The organism is Bacteroidetes Order II. bacterium (assembly GCA_016788705.1).
Taxonomy (GTDB): Bacteria; Bacteroidota; Rhodothermia; order Rhodothermales; family UBA2364; genus UBA2364.
The window spans coordinates 81,006-101,713 of sequence record JAEUSQ010000021.1; the positions used below are offsets into that span (position 1 = coordinate 81,006).

Genomic DNA, 20,708 nt, shown 5'->3' on the forward strand with positions numbered 1-20,708 from the left:
CTTTTTGAGACCACAATTTTTGAGAGAGGAGTTGTGTGCAAAACTTCCGAGAGATTAGGATGCGGATTTCCCACACCGCATCCTTTTTTATTCGGTAACACGGCCCTTACCAATTGAACGCGCTTCGTGCATTTCTTCGCCCTGATGCATCAATGGTGTACTGGTTGCACGGGCTTCGAGTTTTTCGATCCGCTTGCGCAAATCAGCATTCCCTTCTTTTAGGGTAGCGATGGTGTTCTGGGCGTCTTTGAGCGCTTCGCGGGCTAGGTCTAACTCTTTTTCCGGCTTATAGCGTCGTACCTCAATGTATTTGCTGAACATGCCGCCAATCACCGAAGACGTGGCAATAAAAGCAACGACAGCCCCAATTAAATAATAAGCTTCCATCGTAATAAAGGATTAAATCAGGTGTATTGTTCGTAGTGCAGGGCCAAATAAGCCATAAACCCCGGCCCTATACGGAGCGCTTCTTCGTCTATGGTAAATCGGGGATGGTGCAGGCCATAGGTGCTTTCGCAGGCTGCATTCCCCGTACCCAACCGATAGAACACACCGGGCAGTTCTTGTAGGTAAAATGCAAAATCTTCGGCGGCAAACCAACGGTCTAAGTCAATTGTTTTTGCTGGTCCCACATAATCCTGCGCGGCCTCTCGGACAAAGCGAGTCGCAGCGGGATCATTATAGAGGCATGGATAGCCAATCTTGATCTCCACCTCGCATGTTGCGCCAAAGGCTTCGGCGGTTTGTGTAGCCACACGGCGGATGAGGTCGTGTGCCTGAAACCGCCACTTCTCGTCCATTGCGCGGAAGGTCCCTTCGATCTGCACCACTTGGGGAAGAACATTTGTTGCCCCCTCGGCCATGAAGCGCCCAAAAGACAAGACGCTGGGGGAGTCGGGCGGGCAATTCCGGCTGATGATACTTTGGAGGGCCACAACAATGTGGCTCGCCACCAACACCGCATCCGCCGTCAGTAGATGAGGGGCTGCCCCATGCCCTCCCTGCCCACTAACGGTTAGGTAAATTTCTTCGGTAGAGGCCATATACATGCCACTCCGTACACCAATGGTTCCGGTGGGCAGCTCTGGCGCCACATGTTGTCCGAAAATGTGTGCAGGAGCGGGGCCGGAAGCACGCGCCGCCAAAGCTCCTTCTTCTATCATCACTTTTGCGCCACCGGGGAGTTTTTCCTCGCTTGGTTGAAAGAGAAAGCGTACCGTCCCATGAAGATGTTCCCGAATGGAGTGAAGTATTTTAATGGTGGTGATGAGGCTGGCGGTGTGGGCATCGTGACCACAGGCGTGCATTTTTCCCGGACGGGTGGAAGAAAACGGTAGTAGGTTTTGTTCTACAATTGGCAAAGCATCCATGTCTGCCCGAAGGGCCCGTGTGGGGCCTGGTCTTGTACCTTGCAAAGTGACTACAAGGCCCGTTTTGGCAATATCCGGTTCTATGGTCACTTCCATGCCGACTAATTGGGCCTGAATAAAGGCTGCGGTTTCGTACTCCTCAAAGGCCAGTTCGGGGTGTGCATGTAGGTGTTGTCGGTTCCGAACCGTTTCCTCGAAAAACTGGTCTGCGAAGGCTTTGATGGTTGCGATCATGGGTCAGATATGGGGTTTAATGCCTAATTTCTGGGCAGCAGTTATAAAATGCGAGATGGTTTGTTCAATCTCGAATGGGGTCGTAGGCCGACCAAGACTGATTCGGATGGTTTCCAGTGCCGAGGTGCGGTCTAATCCTAAGGCGGTGAGCACATGACTTGGCTTGGTTTGGGCGGTTGTACAAGCGCTTCCCGTAGAGAAGGCCACTTGCCGCACCTCCTTCACCCACGTAATGGCTGGAATGCCGGAGACGCGGAAGCTTAATGTATTGGGCAGGCGGGGAACGCTGGCACCATGCACCGTGACAGCAGGTAATTGTTCTAATAATTGGCTTTCGAGGAGATCCCGGAGGTATTGAATGCGTTCGGATGTTGTTTGTAGGGTGGTTTGTGCGATTTGTGCCGCTTTCCCCAAAGCCACAATGCCGGGCGTATTGAGTGTGCCCCCGCGCATGCCGCGTTCTTGCCCTCCGCCAATGATTTGGGGCAAGAGGCTTACCCTCGGGTTCCGTCGCCGCACATAGAGCGCCCCGATTCCTTTGGGTGCATACATTTTATGTCCCGAAATGGCCAATAAATCGGCGTGATGTGCCGAAATAGGTACTTTTCCGGCGGCCTGTGTGGCATCCGAAAACAGCAGAACCCCCTTTTCGCGAGCAATCTGATAGAGTATGGGGAGGTCTTGTAACACGCCTGTTTCGTTATTGGCCCACATCACCGAAGCCAACACCGTTTCCGATCGTAAGGCATGGGCAAAAACGGTTGGGGACAAGATGCCATCCGCATCTGTTGGCAGATATTCCACTTTCCATCCTTGTTGGGCCAGTTGTGCATGGGCTTCCAAAACAGCTTTGTGTTCCGTCTGTACCGTTACAAGGTGTCGCCCCTTGTGTTGATAGGCTTGAGCTACACCCTTAATCGCCAAATTCACCGATTCGGTAGCACCAGACGTAAACAGCAATTCTTCTGGTTCGGCCAAAAGCAAGGCAGCTACTTGGGTGCGTGCGTGTTTTATCGCTTCCGCAGCAGCCCAGCCATATGGATGAAGGTTACTGCCTGCATTGCCAAAATGGGTATGGAAATATGGCAACATTGTTTCCAAAACCGTTGTTTCTACGGGTGTAGTGGCATTATGGTCTAAATAGATCATCGTTTAGGCGGTTTCCTCGACGTAATCCTCCAAGAATGTATCGAGCCATAGGGTTTGTAAGACCGATTCCAATGTCTCTTTTGTGATTTCCATTGTATGGTATCCTTTAGACAAGGCTTTTTGCCAATCGGATAATAACACGTCTGCATCTCTTGTGCCATCTAGAAGCGGAATCAGGCATTGAATAGCCGGATCTGAGATGGGCTTCGCTTCATGAAGACCATTGGTGAGGAACGGTAAGCCATATGCGGCTTGAAATCGGGCTGCTTTTAGGGCGAGCGGACGCTGAGGAACTTTCTGGGATACATTCGGGGCAATGGTTCGAACCACCAGCAGGCCATCTGCATATAGGCCCAACAGTATGCGGGTAACCAGTAGGGGTTGTTGATCTGGATGAACCGATAACGTGTTTTTAAGGGCGGTGATCAAGGCCTGAACAGGCACCATTTGGGGCCATTTTGCTCCGAGAAAAGCAGCGATTACACGGACGGCGCCATTATCGGATACGATGGTGCTTCCATTATGGCCCGTAAGGACAAAACCTGTGGGGGGGGTTTCTTGAATCTGGAAAGGCGCACCGACCACGCACGACAAGAGGCTTTCTGGCTGAGAGGTAACGGACCTCGGAATTTCGGCATGGCACACCAATGCTTGTCGAAAGGCACGTCCAAGCAGAAAGTCTAAATATTGTTCGCGCACCAAAACGGGCATTTGTACCAATACTTGCTGGACGGGCTTGGGGAAGTTTCGGATTTGCATGGCCGGAAAATGGGCATCGCTCCAATATTGTAACCCGTGCATGGCCAGTGCCTCGTGTACCTGATGGAAATAAAAAGGCTCACTAAAATCGGCAAGGTGGTCGTGTTGTAGGTACCAATCTGGCAGGGCCGAGAGCCTGTCCCACTCGGCTTGTAGGTAGTCTTTATAAAAACGGTGGTGCAAAACCGTTGGATTTTCTGGTTGCCCAGACAATACGAAGCGCAAAAGCGCCATGCTTTGTTCGATTTGGGTTTGTGGGTCCGCTAAGTCATGGGTGTGGTATCGCATCATATTCCGCGAAGCGGCATAAAAATGTGCACCGGGGTAGGTTTTAAAACTTATATAGCCCAATCCAGTTGTGGCAAGTCGGTTTTTATATAACCGTAGCAGGGATTCACGAACGGTGGGTGGAACCCAAGAATAGACCCCATGCGCCATGATGAAGTCATAGGAAGGGCCTTTTAAGGGCCATTGGGTTACGTCGGCATGGAACAGGGTTAGGTTCCTAATGCCCAATGCCTCAACCATTTTTTGTCCTTCCAGAATGGCGGTCTCGGACAAGTCTAAACCTTCAAAGGTGCTTTCTGGCGCGGCCATCGCCAGTGGAATCAGGTTCATCCCATTGCCACAACCCACTTCCAAGACGCGGGAATGGGCCATGTCGAACGTTTCTAAGCCAAAGAGCCGACCCATTACGGCCATTTGCGCTGGAGCCATTTCTGGATACGTTTGGTTGGTGTATGGAATTTCGTCGTAAATAAAAGACATGGGCGATGCTTTTTGGCAAGGAAAATGGGGTACTCGTAATATAAAACAATTCCCTTGGATGCACCATGCTCGTAGCCCAAAGCCCCGTTTGGGGCTTTGGGAAATTGGGCTATTTATCTGAAGGAAGGTTAAACAAAATTTGGATGGTTGTTTGCTGTGTGGCGGGTTTGCCATTTAATATTCCCACTTCCCATTTTGGCATCAGACTGACCAAGCGAATGGCTTCTTCGTCGCAACCAGCACCAATGCCGCTCACTACTTCTGGTGCCTGCGCCTTGCCCATATCGTCCACCGTAAAGCGGATAAAAACGGCCCCTTCTATCTTTTTTTCTACGGCTTCTTCTGGATATTTCAGGTTGTCTTTGATAAAGGCCATTAAAGCCGTTTGGCCCCCCGGAAACTGTGGTAGTTTATCGGCACTATCTTGTGCGTTTTTAAGCATTGGCCTTTCGTCCACCTCCTTGTTTGTAGGATCAGTTGGTGGTGCATTGCCTGTTTGGGTAGTTGGGTCAGGTGTTTTTCGGATGAAGACATCCTCTTCACCGTTTTTTGGGTTTGCAGGGGGTTTGGCCGCCTCTGGTACAGCATTGGTGTGGGCTTCATCTGCCTGAGGCACCACTGCTGTTGAGTCTTGTGGGGGCGTTGCGGGTTTAGGTTTTAGTTCAGTAAGCGCTTTGCCCAAGAGTTGTGCTTGTTTTCCATAGGGCGAAGTGGGGTACTGTTCAGCAAGATTTTTATAAAGCGTCTCCAACGTTAAAGGCTGCGGGAGTGGTCTTCGGGGTTTATCCGGCTTGGCTTGCTGTATCGAATCTGGCAATGGCGGCTCGGTTTTTGCAAACTCAAAAGGCCAAATACCGTAAAGGTCTTGCTTTTCGAGGGTGGCCCACTCGGTATAAATCTGCCCCGCTGCCAACATGGCCTTGGGCGTGACTGGCGATTTGGGGTATTGCTGGACCAGCGCCAGTAAATCCGACAAAGCGGTTTGGTGAGCGCCTTGCTCCCATGATGTATAGGCCCGTTGATAGGCTTTCTCTGCAATGACCAGTGTATCCGTAACTACCCGGTCCTCCGCTGGCAATCCTAAGCGTTCTCGTGCCCTTACGGCAAAGTCTGAACCCGCATATTCATCCACGATAAAACGATACAGACGTTCTGCCGAAGTGGTATCTTTAAGGACTTGTTGTACTTCTGCAAGGGCAAAATAAGCACGTTGGGCCACCGGAGAGGTCCGGTTGTCATCTATAACCTTACGATACCAAACGGCGGCAGAATCAGGTAAGTTGATAGACAAAAATAGGATATTGCCCACATCATAGCGCATTTGGGCCCGTTCTTCTAAGAGTTTTTTGCGTGCCTCTGCGGTTCTGGGTACCGAAGAAGTGTCAATTTGGATGGTGCCTTTTTCGGCTTGTGCCAATAACCGTGCCTTTTCTGCTATCCGGAGACTGTCTTGTTTGGCACCCTGTCCTTCGTTTAGATTGCCAATGGCTGCTTTTCGCCGCCAGTTGGGTGCAAGTGGGCGGTCGCCCCAGCGTTGTTTAAAGTTGTTTTTTCCTTCCTGCACGCGGATCGGATCTAAGTGGCCCAAAAATCCACCTGGTTGCGATTCTCCGGGCCGACCAAAGGAGGTATTATTGGTTCTTTGTTGTTGGCTACTGGCAAATTGCGACTCGGCACGGCGGCGTTCTGCCTCGGCCTGAAGCGCTGCTTGTTCTTTCTCTTTACGTGCCCGAACAACGGTGAGCAACGAATCGAAGGATTTACGGTTTAGCTGAGAAACCCATAGTAACGAATCAATTTCAAATACCCGCGATGCCGATTTATTAAAACTCTTGTAGGTAGCCGCCTGGCGGGCAGCATCGGTAATGGCTTTGGGTAGCCTAAGACGTCCTTCTTCACCGATTCCGGTGCGCAAATTGGTGGACGCGGTATCAAAATGAGCACCTGCCCGACGATAGTTCCGGAACTGATCTCGGTACATACTGGCGAGAGCGTAATGGACTTTGCCCTTCACTGCATTGGCATTCCGATTGGGGTTGTATAATAGATCATCAAACAAGGTGTATGCCTCGCGAGATTGTCCCATTCGGGCCATAATGCGGCCTTGAAGTAGGAGAATCTCGGCCCGTTCTTTGATGAATTTGTCGTCCCGAACCAGTTTTCGGATGACGGCCATCCCTAGCTCTGGACGGATATTAAGCCCTGCAACCTCGGCTTCTGAGATCTGTGCCGCATAGATCAATTCATAAGAAGGGCGGTATTGGGGTACTTTCCGATAGGCCGAAGCCGCTTTTGTCCAGGCTTGCTGGGTTTCATACACTTGTCCCAATAAATAGGTGGCCTTCGCCGATAGTTCACGTTCGGTAGAGCGTTCCAAGCCCTTTTCAAGTGCCTCCGCAGCCTTTGTCCAGTCTTTCTGGCGGACAAACAACTCTCCCAGAGCCAATTGCATATAGGCTCCCCATTTGGGTTTTAGGTCTTTGATCAAAAGGGACTCGCTCAAAAGGGCCAACGCGCGGTCGTAGGACTTTGCACTAATGAGCGTGCGTGCCTGCCAAAAGCGTGCTTCATCACGCAACGGGGAATCTGGTGTTTGAATCACCTCATTAAATTTTTGTTCGGCGCCCAGATACTCGCCCTGATAGAAATAGGCTTTTCCGATAAGTAAAATGGCGTCATCTGCCCACTTAGACCGAGGGTATGCCCGCAGTAAGTCCGCACTTTTTTTGATTACCTTCTCGAAGTTTCCACCACTCGCGCTTTCTGCACCAATAAACAGCCGGATGTACTCGTCTCTGTTCACAACATCGTTGGGACGTTCGATGTTTTTGAGACCCTCACGAAAGGCTTCTTGGGCATTATAAAAACGATTATAATAGGCCGCAAAGTCCTGAAAGCGATTGGCCAGAAAAGCAGGGGGCTTACACCCAGCCCCAAATCCAGCAAAGACGAAGAAAGCTAAAAGCCAATAACGACGCATACAGATTTTTTTCATGTCAAATGCTTACCCCAAACGGTTTCTGACCGTTCAGCAAAGGCCGGGATGGAATATAAGATCGGTAACAGAGGGACGTAAGGCGTCGGTGTGTTGATGAAAAGATTTTAATCTTCTACGCATAATCAATCATATGGGTTCCGGGAGCAGAGGGCCAATATCGAGAACAACGGATGGCAATATCAAGGGTTTTTTTCTATCGGGTGTTCGGTTTAGGTTTCTGTACAACCTGTGTGTGGTAGATTGGTTTGTTTTCAGCCTGTTGCTAATGCAGCCCTTTCCGACGCGCTTTTTCGTGAAGGGCTGCCATCATTCCTCCCAGAATAAAGACAAGTCCAGAATAATACGCCCAAAAGACCAAGGCCATGGTGATTCCGAAGAAATCTCCGAGTGCTGGAACCAGGGCATCATGGGATGCTCCATAACGATCAAAGGGCCGTAGGGTAGAGGCATACCAAGCAAAGAGGTTTTTTGCCAATTCCCAAAGCACTGCGGTGAACAGGGTTCCTACTAAGACACTTCGAACAGGAGGGTGGGGCTGCGGAACAAAAAAATATAGCTGAAAAAACATCGCCATCGTCGCTAATAACGGCAATAAATAATATAGAATTCCGTTTGCAAGGCTTCCCCACAGCACAATAAGTTCTGGCGAAATGTTGGGTAAGGTTCCTAAATACCCATCTCCTGTTTGTTTTACGGTGGTCAAGATCAGGGTAAGGAGAATGGATACCACAAAGGCAAAGCCCACTTGAATCACCATTCGTGCATCGAATACATACGAACGCCAAAGGCTGCGGTGTACCCGCTCTTCCTTAAAAATGTGGGAAACAACCGTTTGGAGGGTCGTAAACAAACTGATAGACAAAATGAACAAAGAGGCCGAGCCAATGTAGGTGAACCGCTGTCCGGCGCGGGCCAAACTGTTGATGCCCTGTACCACCTCTCGGTTTTGGTACTGCGGCAAGAAGGTGGCCAAAAAGCGATTGATGGCCAAATAGGGATCGGAAGTGTTTAAAGTATATTGTACCACCCAGCCAATGACCCCAGTGGCCATGATGAGTAAAGGGATAAAAGCGATCAACATTTTAAAAGCGATGGCTGCCGCCCACACAAAGACATCATCTGTTTCTAAACGGTGCCAAATGCCCTTTGCATAAAATTTCAGTACATCCAACAGGCGTTTTGGTAAGGTGAAGGGCCAAGCTTTACGGATATTCATTTCTTACCTCACGGCCAAAAAACCTGAGACAACCGCCAGATAGCGGATAGAACGGGTGAGTTGGCCAAGGAAGAACCACTTCAACGGCATTCGGAAAATACCTGCGGTAAGACATAATGGATCGCCAATCACCGGAAGCCAACTGCCCATCATGCTCCATGCTCCGTATTTGCTGTACCACGCCATGGCCCTACGACCAGAGGTGCTGCGGTGCAAACGAAAAGCCGCACGATCTGCGAAGTAAACGCCGATGAGGTAATTGGTAAATGCACCCAGTATGTTGGCGACTGAACCGAGCAGCCACACCAAAACCACACTTTCACCCAAATACAATGCCCCCAACAAAGCAGCTTCGGTGGGCAAAGGCAGGAGTGTAGCGCCCAAAAAGCACACGATAAACACGTTCAGGAGGATATGCTGGGTCAAAAAATCCATCTTACCCGACAGCACGTTGTATGCGCTCTTCCATGATGGGGGGAGCGCCTTCCATCACTGCCTCGCGGGTGATGCGACAGGTTCGGAGGTGTGCTCTACTTGGAATATCAAACATGATCTCGGTCATCATTCCTTCCATGACGGAACGCAAACCCCGTGCGCCCGTGCCTAATTTTCGGGCTTTGTGAACAATTGCATCCAAGGCCTTGTCTTCAAAAACCAGATAAACGCCATCCATAGCAAAGAGTTTTTGGTATTGCTTGACGAGGGCATTTTTTGGCTCGGTGAGGATACGCCGAAGCGCCAGATCCGAAAGGCCATCTAAGGAGGTGATCACAGGCATACGGCCAATTAGTTCTGGAATCAAACCATATTTCATGAGGTCATCAGGCGCGACATGTGCGAAAATGCCGGGATCTTTTTTATCGTATGTTATAGATTTCCCATTTCCGAATCCATATGTCCGTGTGGTGAGCCTTTTGGCCACAATTTCGTCTAAGCCCTCGAATGCGCCGCCGCAGATAAACAAAATATTTTTGGTGTTGATATTAATAAGCGATTGCTCCGGATGTTTACGCCCCCCTTTCGGCGGAACGCCTGCAATGGTGCCTTCAATAATCTTGAGCAAGGCTTGTTGTACCCCCTCGCCCGAAACATCCCGCGTGATAGACACACTGTCGGACTTGCGGGATATCTTATCAATTTCGTCAATAAAAACAATGCCGCGTTCTGCCCGCTCCACATTAAAATCGGCTGCTTGAAGAAGATGATATAAAACCGTCTCAACGTCGTCGCCCACATAACCCGCTTCGGTCAGCGAAGTAGCATCCGAGATCGAGAAGGGTACGTCCAAAACACGGGCTAAGGTACGGGCCAACAGGGTTTTGCCTGTACCGGTAGGGCCGATTAAAATCATGTTGGATTTCTCGATTTCGACATCGTGAAAATCTGCCATGAAAGATTCGTCCTCGACTCGTTTGTAATGGTTGTAAACGGCAACCGACATGGCTTTTTTGGCACGATCTTGTCCGATGACAAACTCATCCAGTCGCTGCTTCAATTCTTTGGGGGCGAGCTTGACCAACGGCTTAGGTGGGGTTTTTTGTAGCTGCTGTCGTTCGCTTTCTATGATATGTACGGCATCTTCCACACATCGGTCGCAGATATAGACATCTGGGCCAGCTACCATCGAGACCACGTCTTGTGCCGGACGGCCACAAAAAGAACACCGAATCGTTTCTTCGTTCAGGTTATGCATAGCAGGGTATTGCTGGAACGTTATAAGTAAGATAATATACAGCGTCATAAGGGGTATTTCAAATCATTTAAACCACCTAATCCCCTGCGGACACTTGAAACAAAACGAAACGATGTGTATTTTAGACTCCTGATAAAACTTTCGCTGTCTTGTTTCTTCTTGTTATCCCGCGATCCTAAGAGTATATATGCTTCCCCGTGTTTTTGTCGAAAGGCTTACTCAGATTGTACCTAAACATGCTTGGGAGGCCGTTTTGCAATCGTTCTCAGAGCCACCGGTAACCGGATTTCGGATCAATACGATGCGGGCAACGCCGGAAATGGTACAGGCCGCACTCGCTTCGGCAGGGATACCGATACGAGCAGTGGAGTGGAATCCTTTGGCCTTTTGGGTTTTGCCGGAAGACCGGAGCCGCTTGATGGCCAGTGACGCATACCAAAAGCATTGGATCTACCTTCAGAACCTTTCAAGTATGGTTCCGGTAATCCTACTGAATCCCCAAAAAGAAGAGCAGATACTGGATTTAGCTGCGGCTCCCGGTAGTAAAACCTTACAAATGGCTGCTTTAATGCAGAATTCGGGCTCCATCGCTGCCATAGAAGTGGTTCGGAAACGGTTCTTCCAGTTGCAAGCGAATCTGAAGGCCCAAGGCGCAACAAATGTCCGTACCTTTTTGAAAGACGGAACCACCATTTGGCGACATCGTCCGAATTACTTCGATCGGGTTCTACTAGACGCTCCTTGTTCTACCGAAGCCCGTTTTCGCGAAGAAAATCCCGAAACCTACCGATACTGGAGCCTTCGGAAAGTGCATGAAATGGCATGGAAACAAAGCCAATTGCTCCAAGCAGCTGTCCGGTGCGCGCGACCGGGTGGGGAAATTGTCTATTCCACCTGTTCTTTTGCACCCGAAGAGAATGAAGCGGTCCTCGAAGCGGTCCTCCAACAGTTTGGGGATGCCGTTTGTATGGAGCCGCTCTCTGTAGCCTTTCCCAATACCCAATCAGCGTTGGAAAAATGGGAAAACAATACATTCCGGAGCGATATCCAATATGCCCTTCGGATTTTACCCACACCGCAAATGGAAGGTTTTTTTGTGGCCAAGCTCCGAAAATGTATGCCTACCGATTAATGCCATGACGCCGGAAACAGCCTATCAATATCTGTTGGCATTGCCTCGTTTCGAGAAAACAACCGAGGCATACAAACCGGGGTTGGAAAAAATTCGCAGGATTCTTCATGCCATGGGAAATCCGCACCTACGTTATCCAACCGCACACATTGCCGGAACCAATGGAAAAGGCTCGGTTTCTTCAATGATCGCAGCCATTGGAACGGCTTCTGGCAAACGGGTTGGCCTTTATACTTCCCCTCACCTGTTTCATTTTACCGAGCGCTTCCGAATAGATGGTCAGCCAGCTCCATCAGATTGGATGGCCCGCGCAGTAACCCATTGGAAACCCCTCTTTGAAGAGGAAAAACCCTCCTTCTTTGAAGCGACAACAGCGCTTGCGTTTGTTTTTTTTGCCGAAATGGACGTGGAAGCTGCGGTGATAGAGACAGGGCTTGGCGGTAGGTTGGATGCCACCAATGTGATTCAGCCTTTGGTAACAGCCATCACCCAGATTGGGTGGGATCATACCGAACAGTTAGGAAAAACCCTTCCCAAAATTGCTGCCGAAAAAGCAGGCATTATCAAGCCGGGTATCCCCCTCTTTACAATGGCTTCGCAGCCCGAAGTGTTGGAGGTAATCCGACAAAAAGCCAAGCACAAAAATGCGCGTTTTCATGAACTTTTTTTAAACGGCGCCATTCAAAATTTCCGATTATTACCCGACGGTTTTATAGCTGATATTCAAACGCCCAACCATGCCTATAAGCGCCTAATGGTGTCCCTAAATGGTGTACACCAACGCGAAAATGCCCACTTAGCCCTTTGTTGTGCCGAAATCCTTTTTCCGGAAGCCCCAGAAGTAGCGGTCCGTACAGGGCTTGCCAATGTCTCCTCCTTGTCTGGCTTAAGAGGAAGGTGCGAAGTCCGTTCGCAACAGCCACTTGTCGTGGCTGATGTGGCCCATAATGCGGAAGGACTGGAAGTGGCTTTGCGGTTTATACGCTTTCTCGGTCCCGCTAAGGCACTATATGTGGTTTTTGGTTGTATGAAAGACAAAAGCCTGACCAATATGGCGCGGATGTTTGTTCGGGAGAAAGCCCATGTATATATTGTAGGACTCCCGCCACCACGAGGATATGAAGCCCAAGAATTGGCCGCCATCTTAATTGACGAAGGATTAGCGGTCACTATTTGCGACTCCGTTGCCGAGGCCATCCATCTATTAAAAGAACTACCAGCGAAAAATAAATCGGTACTGGTTACTGGAAGCCATCAAGTGGTTGCCGAATTGGGTACAAATGATGATTTTTTTTCAATTTAACCAAAAAATATCCACTATACCCTTTGTTTTTTTTGGAAAAAGCCCTAACTTGTATGTCATAATCTCAGCCTGAGTCTATATACAGCACACTCCTTCACCCTCCGTAGTATTTCAGACAAGCCGTCTGTTTTATTCGCATCGGATATTCGTTGGGCGCTTTTTCTGTTGATTGAATAATATTTCTACTTCTCCATAAAACCCACCTTTAGACATTCGGATACTCCGGATCTGTTTCATCCATGAACATTGCAACCCTTCAGGAAAAAAAGGTTACTGAACTGCAAGACATTGCCCGAACCCTCGGCATAGCCAGTACCTATCGGATGACCAAACAGGAACTGATTTATCAGATTCTGGAATCATTTGCCCTTGCGGCTGCCGAAGAACCAGAGCGTGAACCTGCGGCAGATCGCGCCGGAAAACGGCCTCGTAAAACAGCCGTTAAAATAGACCCTCTTTCCTATCAACCACCACCTCCAGAGGTGGAACCCCCCATTACACCCGAATTATTTGCACCACCGACTTCCAATGGAGAGCCTGTTGAAGAACGAGAGGACTTTCGTTCCGAGGGCGTTTTTCGTCCGCGCGAAGAAAAACCGAGAGAACAACGCGAAGAACAACGCCCACGTCAAGAGGATCGTTTCAAACCCCGAACGCCACAGTCCGACTTTAAAAAACGGGATGATTGGGGCGGGAGCAAACGCGAAGAGTGGAGCAATAAACGCGAAGAACGCTCACCAATGGTGCGGCGGGACGATCGAGGAGGTGGGGGGATGAAAAAAGACGACCGGGACCGTAGTGACCGAGACCGTGTACCACCTCCTAAAAGAGAACAACGACCGGAAAGGCCAGGACGGTACTCCCGCGAAGACCGCGTCCGAAGAGACGAACGCATCCGTGCGGCAAAAGAAGCCTTGCCGGATTACATGCGGAGTTTCGACCCAAACGGCGTGGAACTAGAAGGCATGATCCGAAAAGTGGGCGTTTTGGAAATCTTACCAGATGGCTACGGCTTTCTACGCTCGGCAGAATACAACTACCTGCCCAGTCCGGATGATATCTATGTTTCGCCTTCACAGATAAAACGGTTTAGCCTACGACTGGGTGATACGGTGGATGGTGAAATCCGTCCTCCAAAGGAAGGCGAACGCTTCTTCGCCTTGATTCGGGTCAATACGATTAATGGCCGTGATCCGGCGCTATTGCAAGAACGTCCCACATTTGATTATCTGACACCGCTTTATCCAGAAGAACGACTAAAATTAGAGTCCCGCGCTTCGGATTACAGCACCCGGATTATAGACCTGTTTGCTCCTATTGGTAAAGGGCAGCGTGGACTGATTGTTTCGCCACCCAAAAGTGGTAAGACGATTCTCCTGCAACAAATTGCCAATGCCATCACGACCAATCATCCAGAATGCCATCTGATCGTATTGTTAGTGGATGAACGACCGGAAGAAGTGACGGATATGCGCCGCCACATAGAAGGAGAAGTCATTGCTTCTACCTTTGATGAGGATCCGGAGCGCCATGTGGAGGTAAGCAATATTGTGTTAGAAAAAGCCAAACGGCTGATTGAAGCCGGTCAAGATGTAGTGATCTTATTAGATTCCATTACCCGTCTGGCACGGGCGCACAATACAGTTGCTCCAGCCTCTGGAAAGACCCTCTCCGGTGGTATAGAAGCGGGTGCACTACGGGGGCCCAAACGCTTTTTTGGGGCGGCCCGAAATGTGGAGGAAGGGGGGTCGCTGACGATTGTTGGTACCGCACTTGTTGATACAGGAAGTCGGATGGACGAGGTGATCTTTGAGGAGTTTAAAGGTACTGGAAACATGGAGTTGGTACTAAACCGCGACCTTTCGGACCGTCGGATTTACCCCGCCATAGACATTATCAAATCTGGAACGCGGCGAGAAGAACACCTGATTCCGGAAACCGTTCTGAACCGTGTTTGGATCCTTCGTAAACTTATGGCCGATATGGAGCCTATTGCTGCCATGACGTTTCTTTTAGACAAGATGCGTGGCACTCGCAATAATGAGGAATTCCTGACGGTGATGAATTCATAACCCATATTCTTTTTTGTTTGCCAAGCCGCATTCCTCTTAGAGGGACGCGGCTTTTTTTATGAACGAAAGCATCGTTTTTTCGTCCGGAATACGCCGATCCTTTACGCTAATAATTGTACCTTGCTGGTAATCCAAGATCGTATCTGGCATGGTTTTTTTACACTTTAAACCAGCTTAATCATGAATATTGCAGTTTTACGCGCCCATTACACGAAAGGTGGGTTATTGGAAGCGGATTGTGACGCCGACCCATTGGTACAGTTTAAGAAATGGTTTAATGATGCCCTTCAGGCAGAGGTCATTGAACCCAATGCCATGACCCTTTCGACCGTTCAGGCCTCCGGTATTCCGAAAGCCCGTATTGTCCTGTTAAAGGGGGTGGACGAACGGGGATTTGTTTTCTACACAAATTACGAGAGTGCGAAAGGGCACGAAATGCAAGAACGGCCTTTTGCAGCCCTTACCTTTTGGTGGCCAGAGTTGGAACGCCAGATCCGAATAGAAGGAAATGTGGAAAAAGTGCCCCACGCGGAATCTGATGCATATTTTGAAAGTCGGCCATTCGGGAGCAAAGTAGGGGCTTGGGTTTCCGAGCAAAGCACCGTCATTCAAGGTCGTTCGGTTATTGAAGAGCGTCTCGCCGAACTGGAAGTTCGATTTGCAGATGGGCTGGTCACACGCCCCTCCCACTGGGGCGGATATCTGATAAAACCCACGTTATTGGAGTTTTGGCAAGGCCGCCCAAGCCGACTTCATGACCGTATCCGCTATCAGAAGATGGGAGCGTACTGGAAGATAGAACGGCTCTCTCCCTGAAATAATCCTTTTTTTCCAAATTCTTTTTGTTGAATTCCATGATTGCGCGTTATACCCGTCCGCAAATGGCGGCCCTTTGGAGCGAAGAAAATCAGTACCGGGCATGGCTGGCCGTAGAGTTGGCTGCGTGTCGGGCATGGGCGAAACTGGGTGTGATCCCTGAGACAGAGGTGGATTTTTTATATGCGCACTCAGGCTTTTCGGTGGAGCGAATCCACGAAATAGAGGCCCATACCCGACACGATGTGGTGGCCTTTACACGCGCAGTGAGCGAGCACTTGGGCGAAGCCTCTGCACGAAAATGGATTCATTATGGCCTCACTTCTTCGGATGTGGTGGATACCGCATGGGGGGTTCGGCTTAAGCAGGCAAACGCATTATTAGTGGCGGGAATAGACCGTTTGCGGTCCGTTTTGGCAGCAAAAGCACACGAGCACAAGCATACGCTGATGATGGGCCGGACACATGGCATTCACGCAGAACCCACCACCTTTGGGTTGAAGATGGCCTTGTATGTGGCCGAGATAGACCGCAACCGTGTACGGTTCCTCGAAGCAGCAAAAGGGGTGGAAGTTGGTAAAATATCGGGCGCAGTGGGGACTTTTGCCAATATTCCACCCGATGTGGAGCGTTTTACCTGCTTAGAACTTGGCTTAGAGGCGGCTCCGATCTCTACCCAGGTGATCCAACGGGACCGCCATGCCCACTACATGGGAGTTTTAGCACTAATTGGGGCCAGTTTAGAGAAAATTGCGGTGGAAATTCGTGGACTCCAAAAAAGTGAAGTCCGAGAGGTGGAGGAGGCCTTTGGGAAAGGCCAGAAAGGTTCATCGGCCATGCCCCATAAGCGCAACCCAATTGGTTCCGAGAACATTACAGGGTGTGCCCGGCTGTTGCGTGGCTATATGATAACTGCCTTCGAGAATGTCGCACTGTGGCATGAACGGGACATTTCACACTCGGCGGCAGAGCGGGTGATTTTGCCCGATGCCACAACTATTTTGGACTATGCCTTGCATCGGATGGCAAACTTGATCGAGCACTTGACGGTGTTTCCCCAAAACATGTTACGTAACATGACACGGACGCATGGATTGGTCTTCAGCCAGCGTTTATTGCTTTTATTGATTGAAAAAGGACTACCCCGCGAAACGGCCTACGATACGGTGCAGCCTTTGGCGATGCAGGCATGGGAAACCGAGCAACCATTCAAGGAATTGGTGTTGTTGGATAGTACTATTATGGCTACGCTTTCATCTGAGGAAATACAAGACGCCTTTAACCCCGCCTACCACCTCAGGTTTGTGGATGAGATATTTGAACGGGTTGGGGTATAAGAGGGCGCTATCGCTTCGGAGCAGGGAGGCAGAGTTTGCCCAAAAGCGTTGGCCCGGAAGCACCTGTTACCGATGGCATGTTGGTAGGTACTTCGTTTAAGTATTCGTGTGCCAAGACTGCAAAACAAAGGGCTTCTTTTCCGTCTGAGGAAACCCCTAAGTCGTCTAAGGTACAAACCCGAATGGGTGCAAACCGGGTTCTCAGCATTTGCATCAAAGATTGGTTGTGGATGCCACCTCCGGAAGCGATTAATACATCGGCGGGAAAATCCGAAGCCAAAAAGGATTGATATGCCGTCCAAATGGATGCTGCGGTAAAGGCCGTGGCCGTGGCAATTAGGTCATTAGGAGAAAGATGTGGATTTTCTGAGACGAGGCGTTCAATAAAGGTGGCATTATAGACTTCACGTCCGGTAGATTTTGGTGGGGGCGCAGTAAAATACGGATCTGACATACAGTGTTTTAACAAAGCTGCGTCCACGGTTCCGGTGGCCCCGTATTGCCCGTCCGGATCCCAAGGCAAGCCATAAAAATATTGGACTAAGCCATTGATGACCATATTGGCTGGTCCTGTATCAAATGCACGCACCTCTTGGGCTGTACCTCCTTTTGGGAGCGAGGTGATATTGGCTATGCCGCCCAAGTTGAGCAGTAAACGTGTTTCGTTTTTGTCCGAAAACATCACATAGTCTAAATAGGGGACCAAAGGCGCACCTTGTCCTCCCAAAGCCATATCTGCCGTTCTGAAATCACAGACGACAGGAACCCCCGTCAGATTCGCCAAAAAGGAGCCATCGCCGATCTGCAAAGTGGAAATGACAGACTTCCCGATCAATATTTCGGGTTTGGGGACATGATGTATGGTTTGTCCGTGCGAGCCAATCAGGTCTAAATCTGAAAAAAGAATGCCCACTTCGTTCAAGGTTTCCTGCACAGCATCGGCATAAAACTGTGGTAAGAGCGTATTTAATTGGCTTATTTCCCGCACCGAGGCAGGCTTGTCGGAAAGAGAATTCCGGAGCAAGCGTTCGCGCAGTACATCAGGGTATGCCTTTCCAAACGTATGAAGGACATTAATTTGGATTTCGGGGCCACTTCCAGAAATCCGGGCCAGCGTAACGTCAATTCCATCTAAGGATGTACCGCTCATAAGGCCCACGACCAAACGTTCCTCTTTTTCTAGTAAACGCTTTAGAAACATACCATTAAGCATTAGAGGCAGAACGTTTATTTTGCATAAATCGTGTTTCGACTGTATCGGTAAAGACCACGGCTGCCTCGCTGTAAATGTCTATGTTGTTTTTTAAGAAAAGTGCGATGGCAATCACTTCGGAAGCCTCGTTCCATGTTTTACACTGCCGTAGTTTTTCGAGCAATTCCAGATAGAACGCAGGACTATTGTTGAAAAGAGTGCGCAGAAACCATGTTCGCCGTTCTGGACTCAAAAACCCCAGTATAAGTGGCTCTATACGCATGGCAGCTTCTAAGTTGGGGTCGGAAGTTGTTGGTCCGGTTGATACACGTTCGGAAGGCACTTTTTGATTAAATTGCTTCCAAAGGGGCAATCCGGTTGGTTGTCGCAATGTGGAAGCCAATGTGGGTGACTGAAGGTGCGGGGTATGGACAGAGTTGGCGCCGTCCTTGCTTGTACCAAGGGTTTCGCGGAGCAGGTTGTGCATCCTGATTGGTCCCGTTGCCATTTTGTGTGCCGAATGTTCGCTTGAGGGCACAGACTGGACCGTTTCTATGGGCTTTAATTCGTTTGTTTGTGAAGCCCCGACCTCGGATGGGTCTTCAACGGTTAGGGAAGAATCGGTTGCTCCGATAAGGGCAGCTAATACCTCTTCTGCGGAATGTACTGGGATGTCATCGGTATTTCCTTCGTCATCCACCATTTCTTTAGCAGTGAATGTGGGAGCCACCGGAATATCGGGCAATGGTATTGTATTTCCTTCTTCAGAAAATGCAACTTTGCTCGTTCTGGGAAGCGCTATATCCGAATGGTTTTCAATTTCCGGGGCAAAGGGACTGGGGGGATCGGCTTCTTCCTGCATAACGGGTAGTGGGTCGTTACCGGATGTATTGTCCTCTATGGTTGTGAGGGTCTCGGAGGCAAGAGGCAAGACAGAATCACGCTCAGGTCCCAAGGCGTCAGTAGGCTCATCGCGTTCAGACCCCAATGTTTCAGGTGGCTCCGGTTCATCGCGTTCTGGGCCAAGCGTATCGAGTGGTTTAAGGTGTTCTTCGTTATTTGGGGTTACGGGGCCTAAAACCGCATTAGCAGGCGAAGTCACAGAATCTGTGTGTGGTGCAATATTCAGAAAAGTACGTAGCTCATCGGCTGTTAAAGTTCCTTTTTGCCGAATCTGGCCTTCGAACAACAGCCGACGATACAGACGTTCTTCACCCTTATCCTGAAAAAATACCGCCAAGAGGGTTGTTGGAACGGAGGGCGTACCATCTGCATTGATATAAGTAAAGATGTCGAACAATGGCTCAAGGAGGCTCAGCCAATGGGTGGGGCCATAGCCCTCCACCATTCGACGATCAATCTGGGAGAACAAGTCTAAGCATCGCTCTTTGGCCAAGGTCTCATTTTTTTTACGGGCCAAGAATGCCGAAAGAATTTCTGTGAAATACGGGTAAGCCAAAAAATATTGCATACGCCGTAACACCACCTCTGGGGCCAGGGCCTCGCTTTGGCGGCCAAAAACAAACCCTGCCAAGGTATGGCTCGGTCGGATCAAATAACTTAATACAATCCCCGTTGCGTTTTCTAATGCAGCGGCCCAGTCATCTGCCGGAAACTGTATATGGTGTTCCATGTTTTCCCGCAGGCTAGCGAAAAGAGCAGAAATTTCGGGCGCATCCATGCGAAACCAAGGGCTCTTGAGGTGCTCCAATTCAAAGGTGGCCCGGTGAAGCAGGACTTTCTCTAGAAAGTGTGCAATATCGGGCGGCATGGCAGATGTGCCAAGTGTGGCAAGAGGATAGGCTTTAACAGGTGGAAAAACTGCTAAAAGCTGGCGGTACAGGTTTTGGGAAGTTTCTTGTAGCATGGCAAAATCGGCGATCGGTGGCCAGATCATCATTCCCCGGCTCATAGGGAGGGCGGAAAAGTAGATCCGGAAGATGAATTCCGGAATGATTTGAGGAAAGTACGGTCTTAAAGGCCATTACACAAGATTAGAACGCGGAATTACCAATAGAAATTTCTTTTGTCAGGCGTGTTTGAGTAACATTTTTAAGGTCTGGATCAATTCTTCTACCTGTGGTTGTGTCTCTTCGGAAAGGTGCATTTCTTGCTTTAATTCATGTTCAAGCAAGGTGAGGGCAAATTGGTTGAGGGCTGCTTTGATGGCTTGTACCTGTAAGACCACATCCCGTGAAGGCCGATCCTGAAGAACCATTTCCCTCACCGATCGGACATGTCCTTCGATTCGGGCAAGACGATTGGTAAGTCCTTTGCGAAGAACTTGTTCGGCATCGAAGGTGGCATGTAGAGCGTCCTGCTGCGTATTTTTTTCCTGGGTATTCAGCGGGATCCATTCAACCGCGGGTATCGTGACAGACATACAAAGGTGTTGGGTTGGTGGGTGTTTGTCTTGGATGCAAGAAAGGTGTTTTGGGTTGTGATAACTTCAAAATAGGAAACCCGATCCAAGCCAAACCTGGTAAAAGACCAAACAACCTCTTATAACCTTCACAAAATAGACACTTAGCATGTCCCTTCCTGAATTCTTCGTGGATGTAAAACACAGATTTCACGGATAAACAGCCACTAACAAAAAGCAGTTTTTTATTTTGATAAAACTTATGAAAAGCGTAATGCCCATTGTGTTCACACGCTTGTGCTGTTCG

The 20,708-nt window shown here is 49.5% G+C and carries 16 protein-coding genes; 5 read left to right on the forward strand and 11 right to left on the reverse strand.

The features are described from left to right. Window positions 1–87: 87 nt before the first annotated feature. From JNN12_05185 to clpX, 8 genes are all read right to left on the reverse strand, one after another. Window positions 88–387, reverse strand: coding sequence for a hypothetical protein (locus JNN12_05185; GenBank protein ID MBL7977715.1), 300 nt, complete (start codon window positions 385–387; stop codon window positions 88–90). 17 nt (window positions 388–404) lie between these two features. Beyond that, window positions 405–1,604, reverse strand: a complete 1,200-nt coding sequence (locus tag JNN12_05190) for an amidohydrolase (protein ID MBL7977716.1) — start codon at window positions 1,602–1,604, stop codon at window positions 405–407. Between the two features lie 3 nt (window positions 1,605–1,607). Further along, complete coding sequence (locus JNN12_05195; GenBank protein ID MBL7977717.1) at window positions 1,608–2,753, reverse strand: cysteine desulfurase; 1,146 nt, start codon at window positions 2,751–2,753, stop codon at window positions 1,608–1,610. Window positions 2,754–2,756: 3 nt separating this feature from the next. Beyond that, window positions 2,757–4,280 carry a class I SAM-dependent methyltransferase gene (locus tag JNN12_05200; protein ID MBL7977718.1) on the reverse strand — a complete coding sequence of 508 codons (1,524 nt, stop codon included), beginning with the start codon at window positions 4,278–4,280 and terminating at the stop codon, window positions 2,757–2,759. Window positions 4,281–4,389: 109 nt separating this feature from the next. Next, complete coding sequence (locus JNN12_05205) at window positions 4,390–7,260, reverse strand: tetratricopeptide repeat protein (protein ID MBL7977719.1); 2,871 nt, start codon at window positions 7,258–7,260, stop codon at window positions 4,390–4,392. A gap of 280 nt (window positions 7,261–7,540) precedes the next feature. Then, window positions 7,541–8,494, reverse strand: a complete 954-nt coding sequence (locus JNN12_05210) for a YihY/virulence factor BrkB family protein (protein ID MBL7977720.1) — start codon at window positions 8,492–8,494, stop codon at window positions 7,541–7,543. 3 nt (window positions 8,495–8,497) lie between these two features. Further along, complete coding sequence (locus JNN12_05215) at window positions 8,498–8,929, reverse strand: DedA family protein (GenBank protein ID MBL7977721.1); 432 nt, start codon at window positions 8,927–8,929, stop codon at window positions 8,498–8,500. A 1-nt stretch (window position 8,930) separates the two neighbouring features. After that, on the reverse strand, window positions 8,931–10,187 hold the full coding sequence (gene clpX, locus JNN12_05220; GenBank protein MBL7977722.1) for an ATP-dependent Clp protease ATP-binding subunit ClpX: 1,257 nt from the start codon (window positions 10,185–10,187) through the stop codon (window positions 8,931–8,933). 187 nt (window positions 10,188–10,374) lie between these two features. Between clpX and JNN12_05225 the strand changes: the two genes are divergently transcribed. The 5 genes from JNN12_05225 (at window position 10,375) to purB (ending at window position 16,847) form a co-directional block, all read left to right on the forward strand. Further along, window positions 10,375–11,319, forward strand: coding sequence for an RsmB/NOP family class I SAM-dependent RNA methyltransferase (locus tag JNN12_05225; protein ID MBL7977723.1), 945 nt, complete (start codon window positions 10,375–10,377; stop codon window positions 11,317–11,319). Between the two features lie 4 nt (window positions 11,320–11,323). Further along, on the forward strand, window positions 11,324–12,622 hold the full coding sequence (locus JNN12_05230; protein MBL7977724.1) for a bifunctional folylpolyglutamate synthase/dihydrofolate synthase: 1,299 nt from the start codon (window positions 11,324–11,326) through the stop codon (window positions 12,620–12,622). 239 nt (window positions 12,623–12,861) lie between these two features. Further along, window positions 12,862–14,694: a transcription termination factor Rho gene (rho, locus tag JNN12_05235; GenBank protein ID MBL7977725.1), complete on the forward strand. Its 1,833-nt coding sequence runs from the start codon at window positions 12,862–12,864 to the stop codon at window positions 14,692–14,694. A gap of 180 nt (window positions 14,695–14,874) precedes the next feature. Then, window positions 14,875–15,510 carry a pyridoxamine 5'-phosphate oxidase gene (gene pdxH / locus JNN12_05240; protein ID MBL7977726.1) on the forward strand — a complete coding sequence of 212 codons (636 nt, stop codon included), beginning with the start codon at window positions 14,875–14,877 and terminating at the stop codon, window positions 15,508–15,510. A 38-nt stretch (window positions 15,511–15,548) separates the two neighbouring features. Then, a complete protein-coding gene (gene purB, locus JNN12_05245; GenBank protein ID MBL7977727.1) occupies window positions 15,549–16,847 on the forward strand; it encodes an adenylosuccinate lyase in 1,299 nt (432 codons plus the stop codon). 7 nt (window positions 16,848–16,854) lie between these two features. Here purB and JNN12_05250 read toward each other — a convergent pair whose 3' ends face one another. The 3 genes from JNN12_05250 to JNN12_05260 all read right to left on the reverse strand — a co-directional run bounded on the left by JNN12_05250 (window position 16,855) and on the right by JNN12_05260 (window position 20,422). Continuing rightward, the gene (locus JNN12_05250; protein MBL7977728.1) at window positions 16,855–18,060 is read right to left on the reverse strand and encodes an anhydro-N-acetylmuramic acid kinase; all 1,206 of its coding nucleotides are present in this window, start codon (window positions 18,058–18,060) and stop codon (window positions 16,855–16,857) included. Then, a complete protein-coding gene (locus tag JNN12_05255; GenBank protein MBL7977729.1) occupies window positions 18,053–19,951 on the reverse strand; it encodes a hypothetical protein in 1,899 nt (632 codons plus the stop codon). The genes JNN12_05250 and JNN12_05255 overlap by 8 nt, the downstream gene beginning before the upstream one ends. A gap of 117 nt (window positions 19,952–20,068) precedes the next feature. Further along, window positions 20,069–20,422: a metal-sensitive transcriptional regulator gene (locus JNN12_05260; protein MBL7977730.1), complete on the reverse strand. Its 354-nt coding sequence runs from the start codon at window positions 20,420–20,422 to the stop codon at window positions 20,069–20,071. Window positions 20,423–20,708: the final 286 nt, after the last annotated feature.

Bases quoted from the DNA above. Each gene is read 5' to 3' on its own strand.
- pdxH (MBL7977726.1), top strand. From the start codon at position 14,875: ATGAATATTGCAGTTTTACGCGCCCATTACACGAAAGGTGGGTTATTG.
- clpX (MBL7977722.1), bottom strand. From the start codon at position 10,187: ATGCATAACCTGAACGAAGAAACGATTCGGTGTTCTTTTTGTGGCCGT.
- JNN12_05250 (MBL7977728.1), bottom strand. From the start codon at position 18,060: ATGCTTAATGGTATGTTTCTAAAGCGTTTACTAGAAAAAGAGGAACGT.
- JNN12_05215 (MBL7977721.1), bottom strand. From the start codon at position 8,929: ATGGATTTTTTGACCCAGCATATCCTCCTGAACGTGTTTATCGTGTGC.
- purB (MBL7977727.1), top strand. From the start codon at position 15,549: ATGATTGCGCGTTATACCCGTCCGCAAATGGCGGCCCTTTGGAGCGAA.
- JNN12_05210 (MBL7977720.1), bottom strand. From the start codon at position 8,494: ATGAATATCCGTAAAGCTTGGCCCTTCACCTTACCAAAACGCCTGTTG.
- JNN12_05200 (MBL7977718.1), bottom strand. From the start codon at position 4,280: ATGTCTTTTATTTACGACGAAATTCCATACACCAACCAAACGTATCCA.
- JNN12_05225 (MBL7977723.1), top strand. From the start codon at position 10,375: ATGCTTCCCCGTGTTTTTGTCGAAAGGCTTACTCAGATTGTACCTAAA.
- JNN12_05255 (MBL7977729.1), bottom strand. From the start codon at position 19,951: ATGAGCCGGGGAATGATGATCTGGCCACCGATCGCCGATTTTGCCATG.
- JNN12_05195 (MBL7977717.1), bottom strand. From the start codon at position 2,753: ATGATCTATTTAGACCATAATGCCACTACACCCGTAGAAACAACGGTT.
- JNN12_05185 (MBL7977715.1), bottom strand. From the start codon at position 387: ATGGAAGCTTATTATTTAATTGGGGCTGTCGTTGCTTTTATTGCCACG.
- JNN12_05190 (MBL7977716.1), bottom strand. From the start codon at position 1,604: ATGATCGCAACCATCAAAGCCTTCGCAGACCAGTTTTTCGAGGAAACG.
- JNN12_05205 (MBL7977719.1), bottom strand. From the start codon at position 7,260: ATGCGTCGTTATTGGCTTTTAGCTTTCTTCGTCTTTGCTGGATTTGGG.
- rho (MBL7977725.1), top strand. From the start codon at position 12,862: ATGAACATTGCAACCCTTCAGGAAAAAAAGGTTACTGAACTGCAAGAC.
- JNN12_05230 (MBL7977724.1), top strand. From the start codon at position 11,324: ATGACGCCGGAAACAGCCTATCAATATCTGTTGGCATTGCCTCGTTTC.
- JNN12_05260 (MBL7977730.1), bottom strand. From the start codon at position 20,422: ATGTCTGTCACGATACCCGCGGTTGAATGGATCCCGCTGAATACCCAG.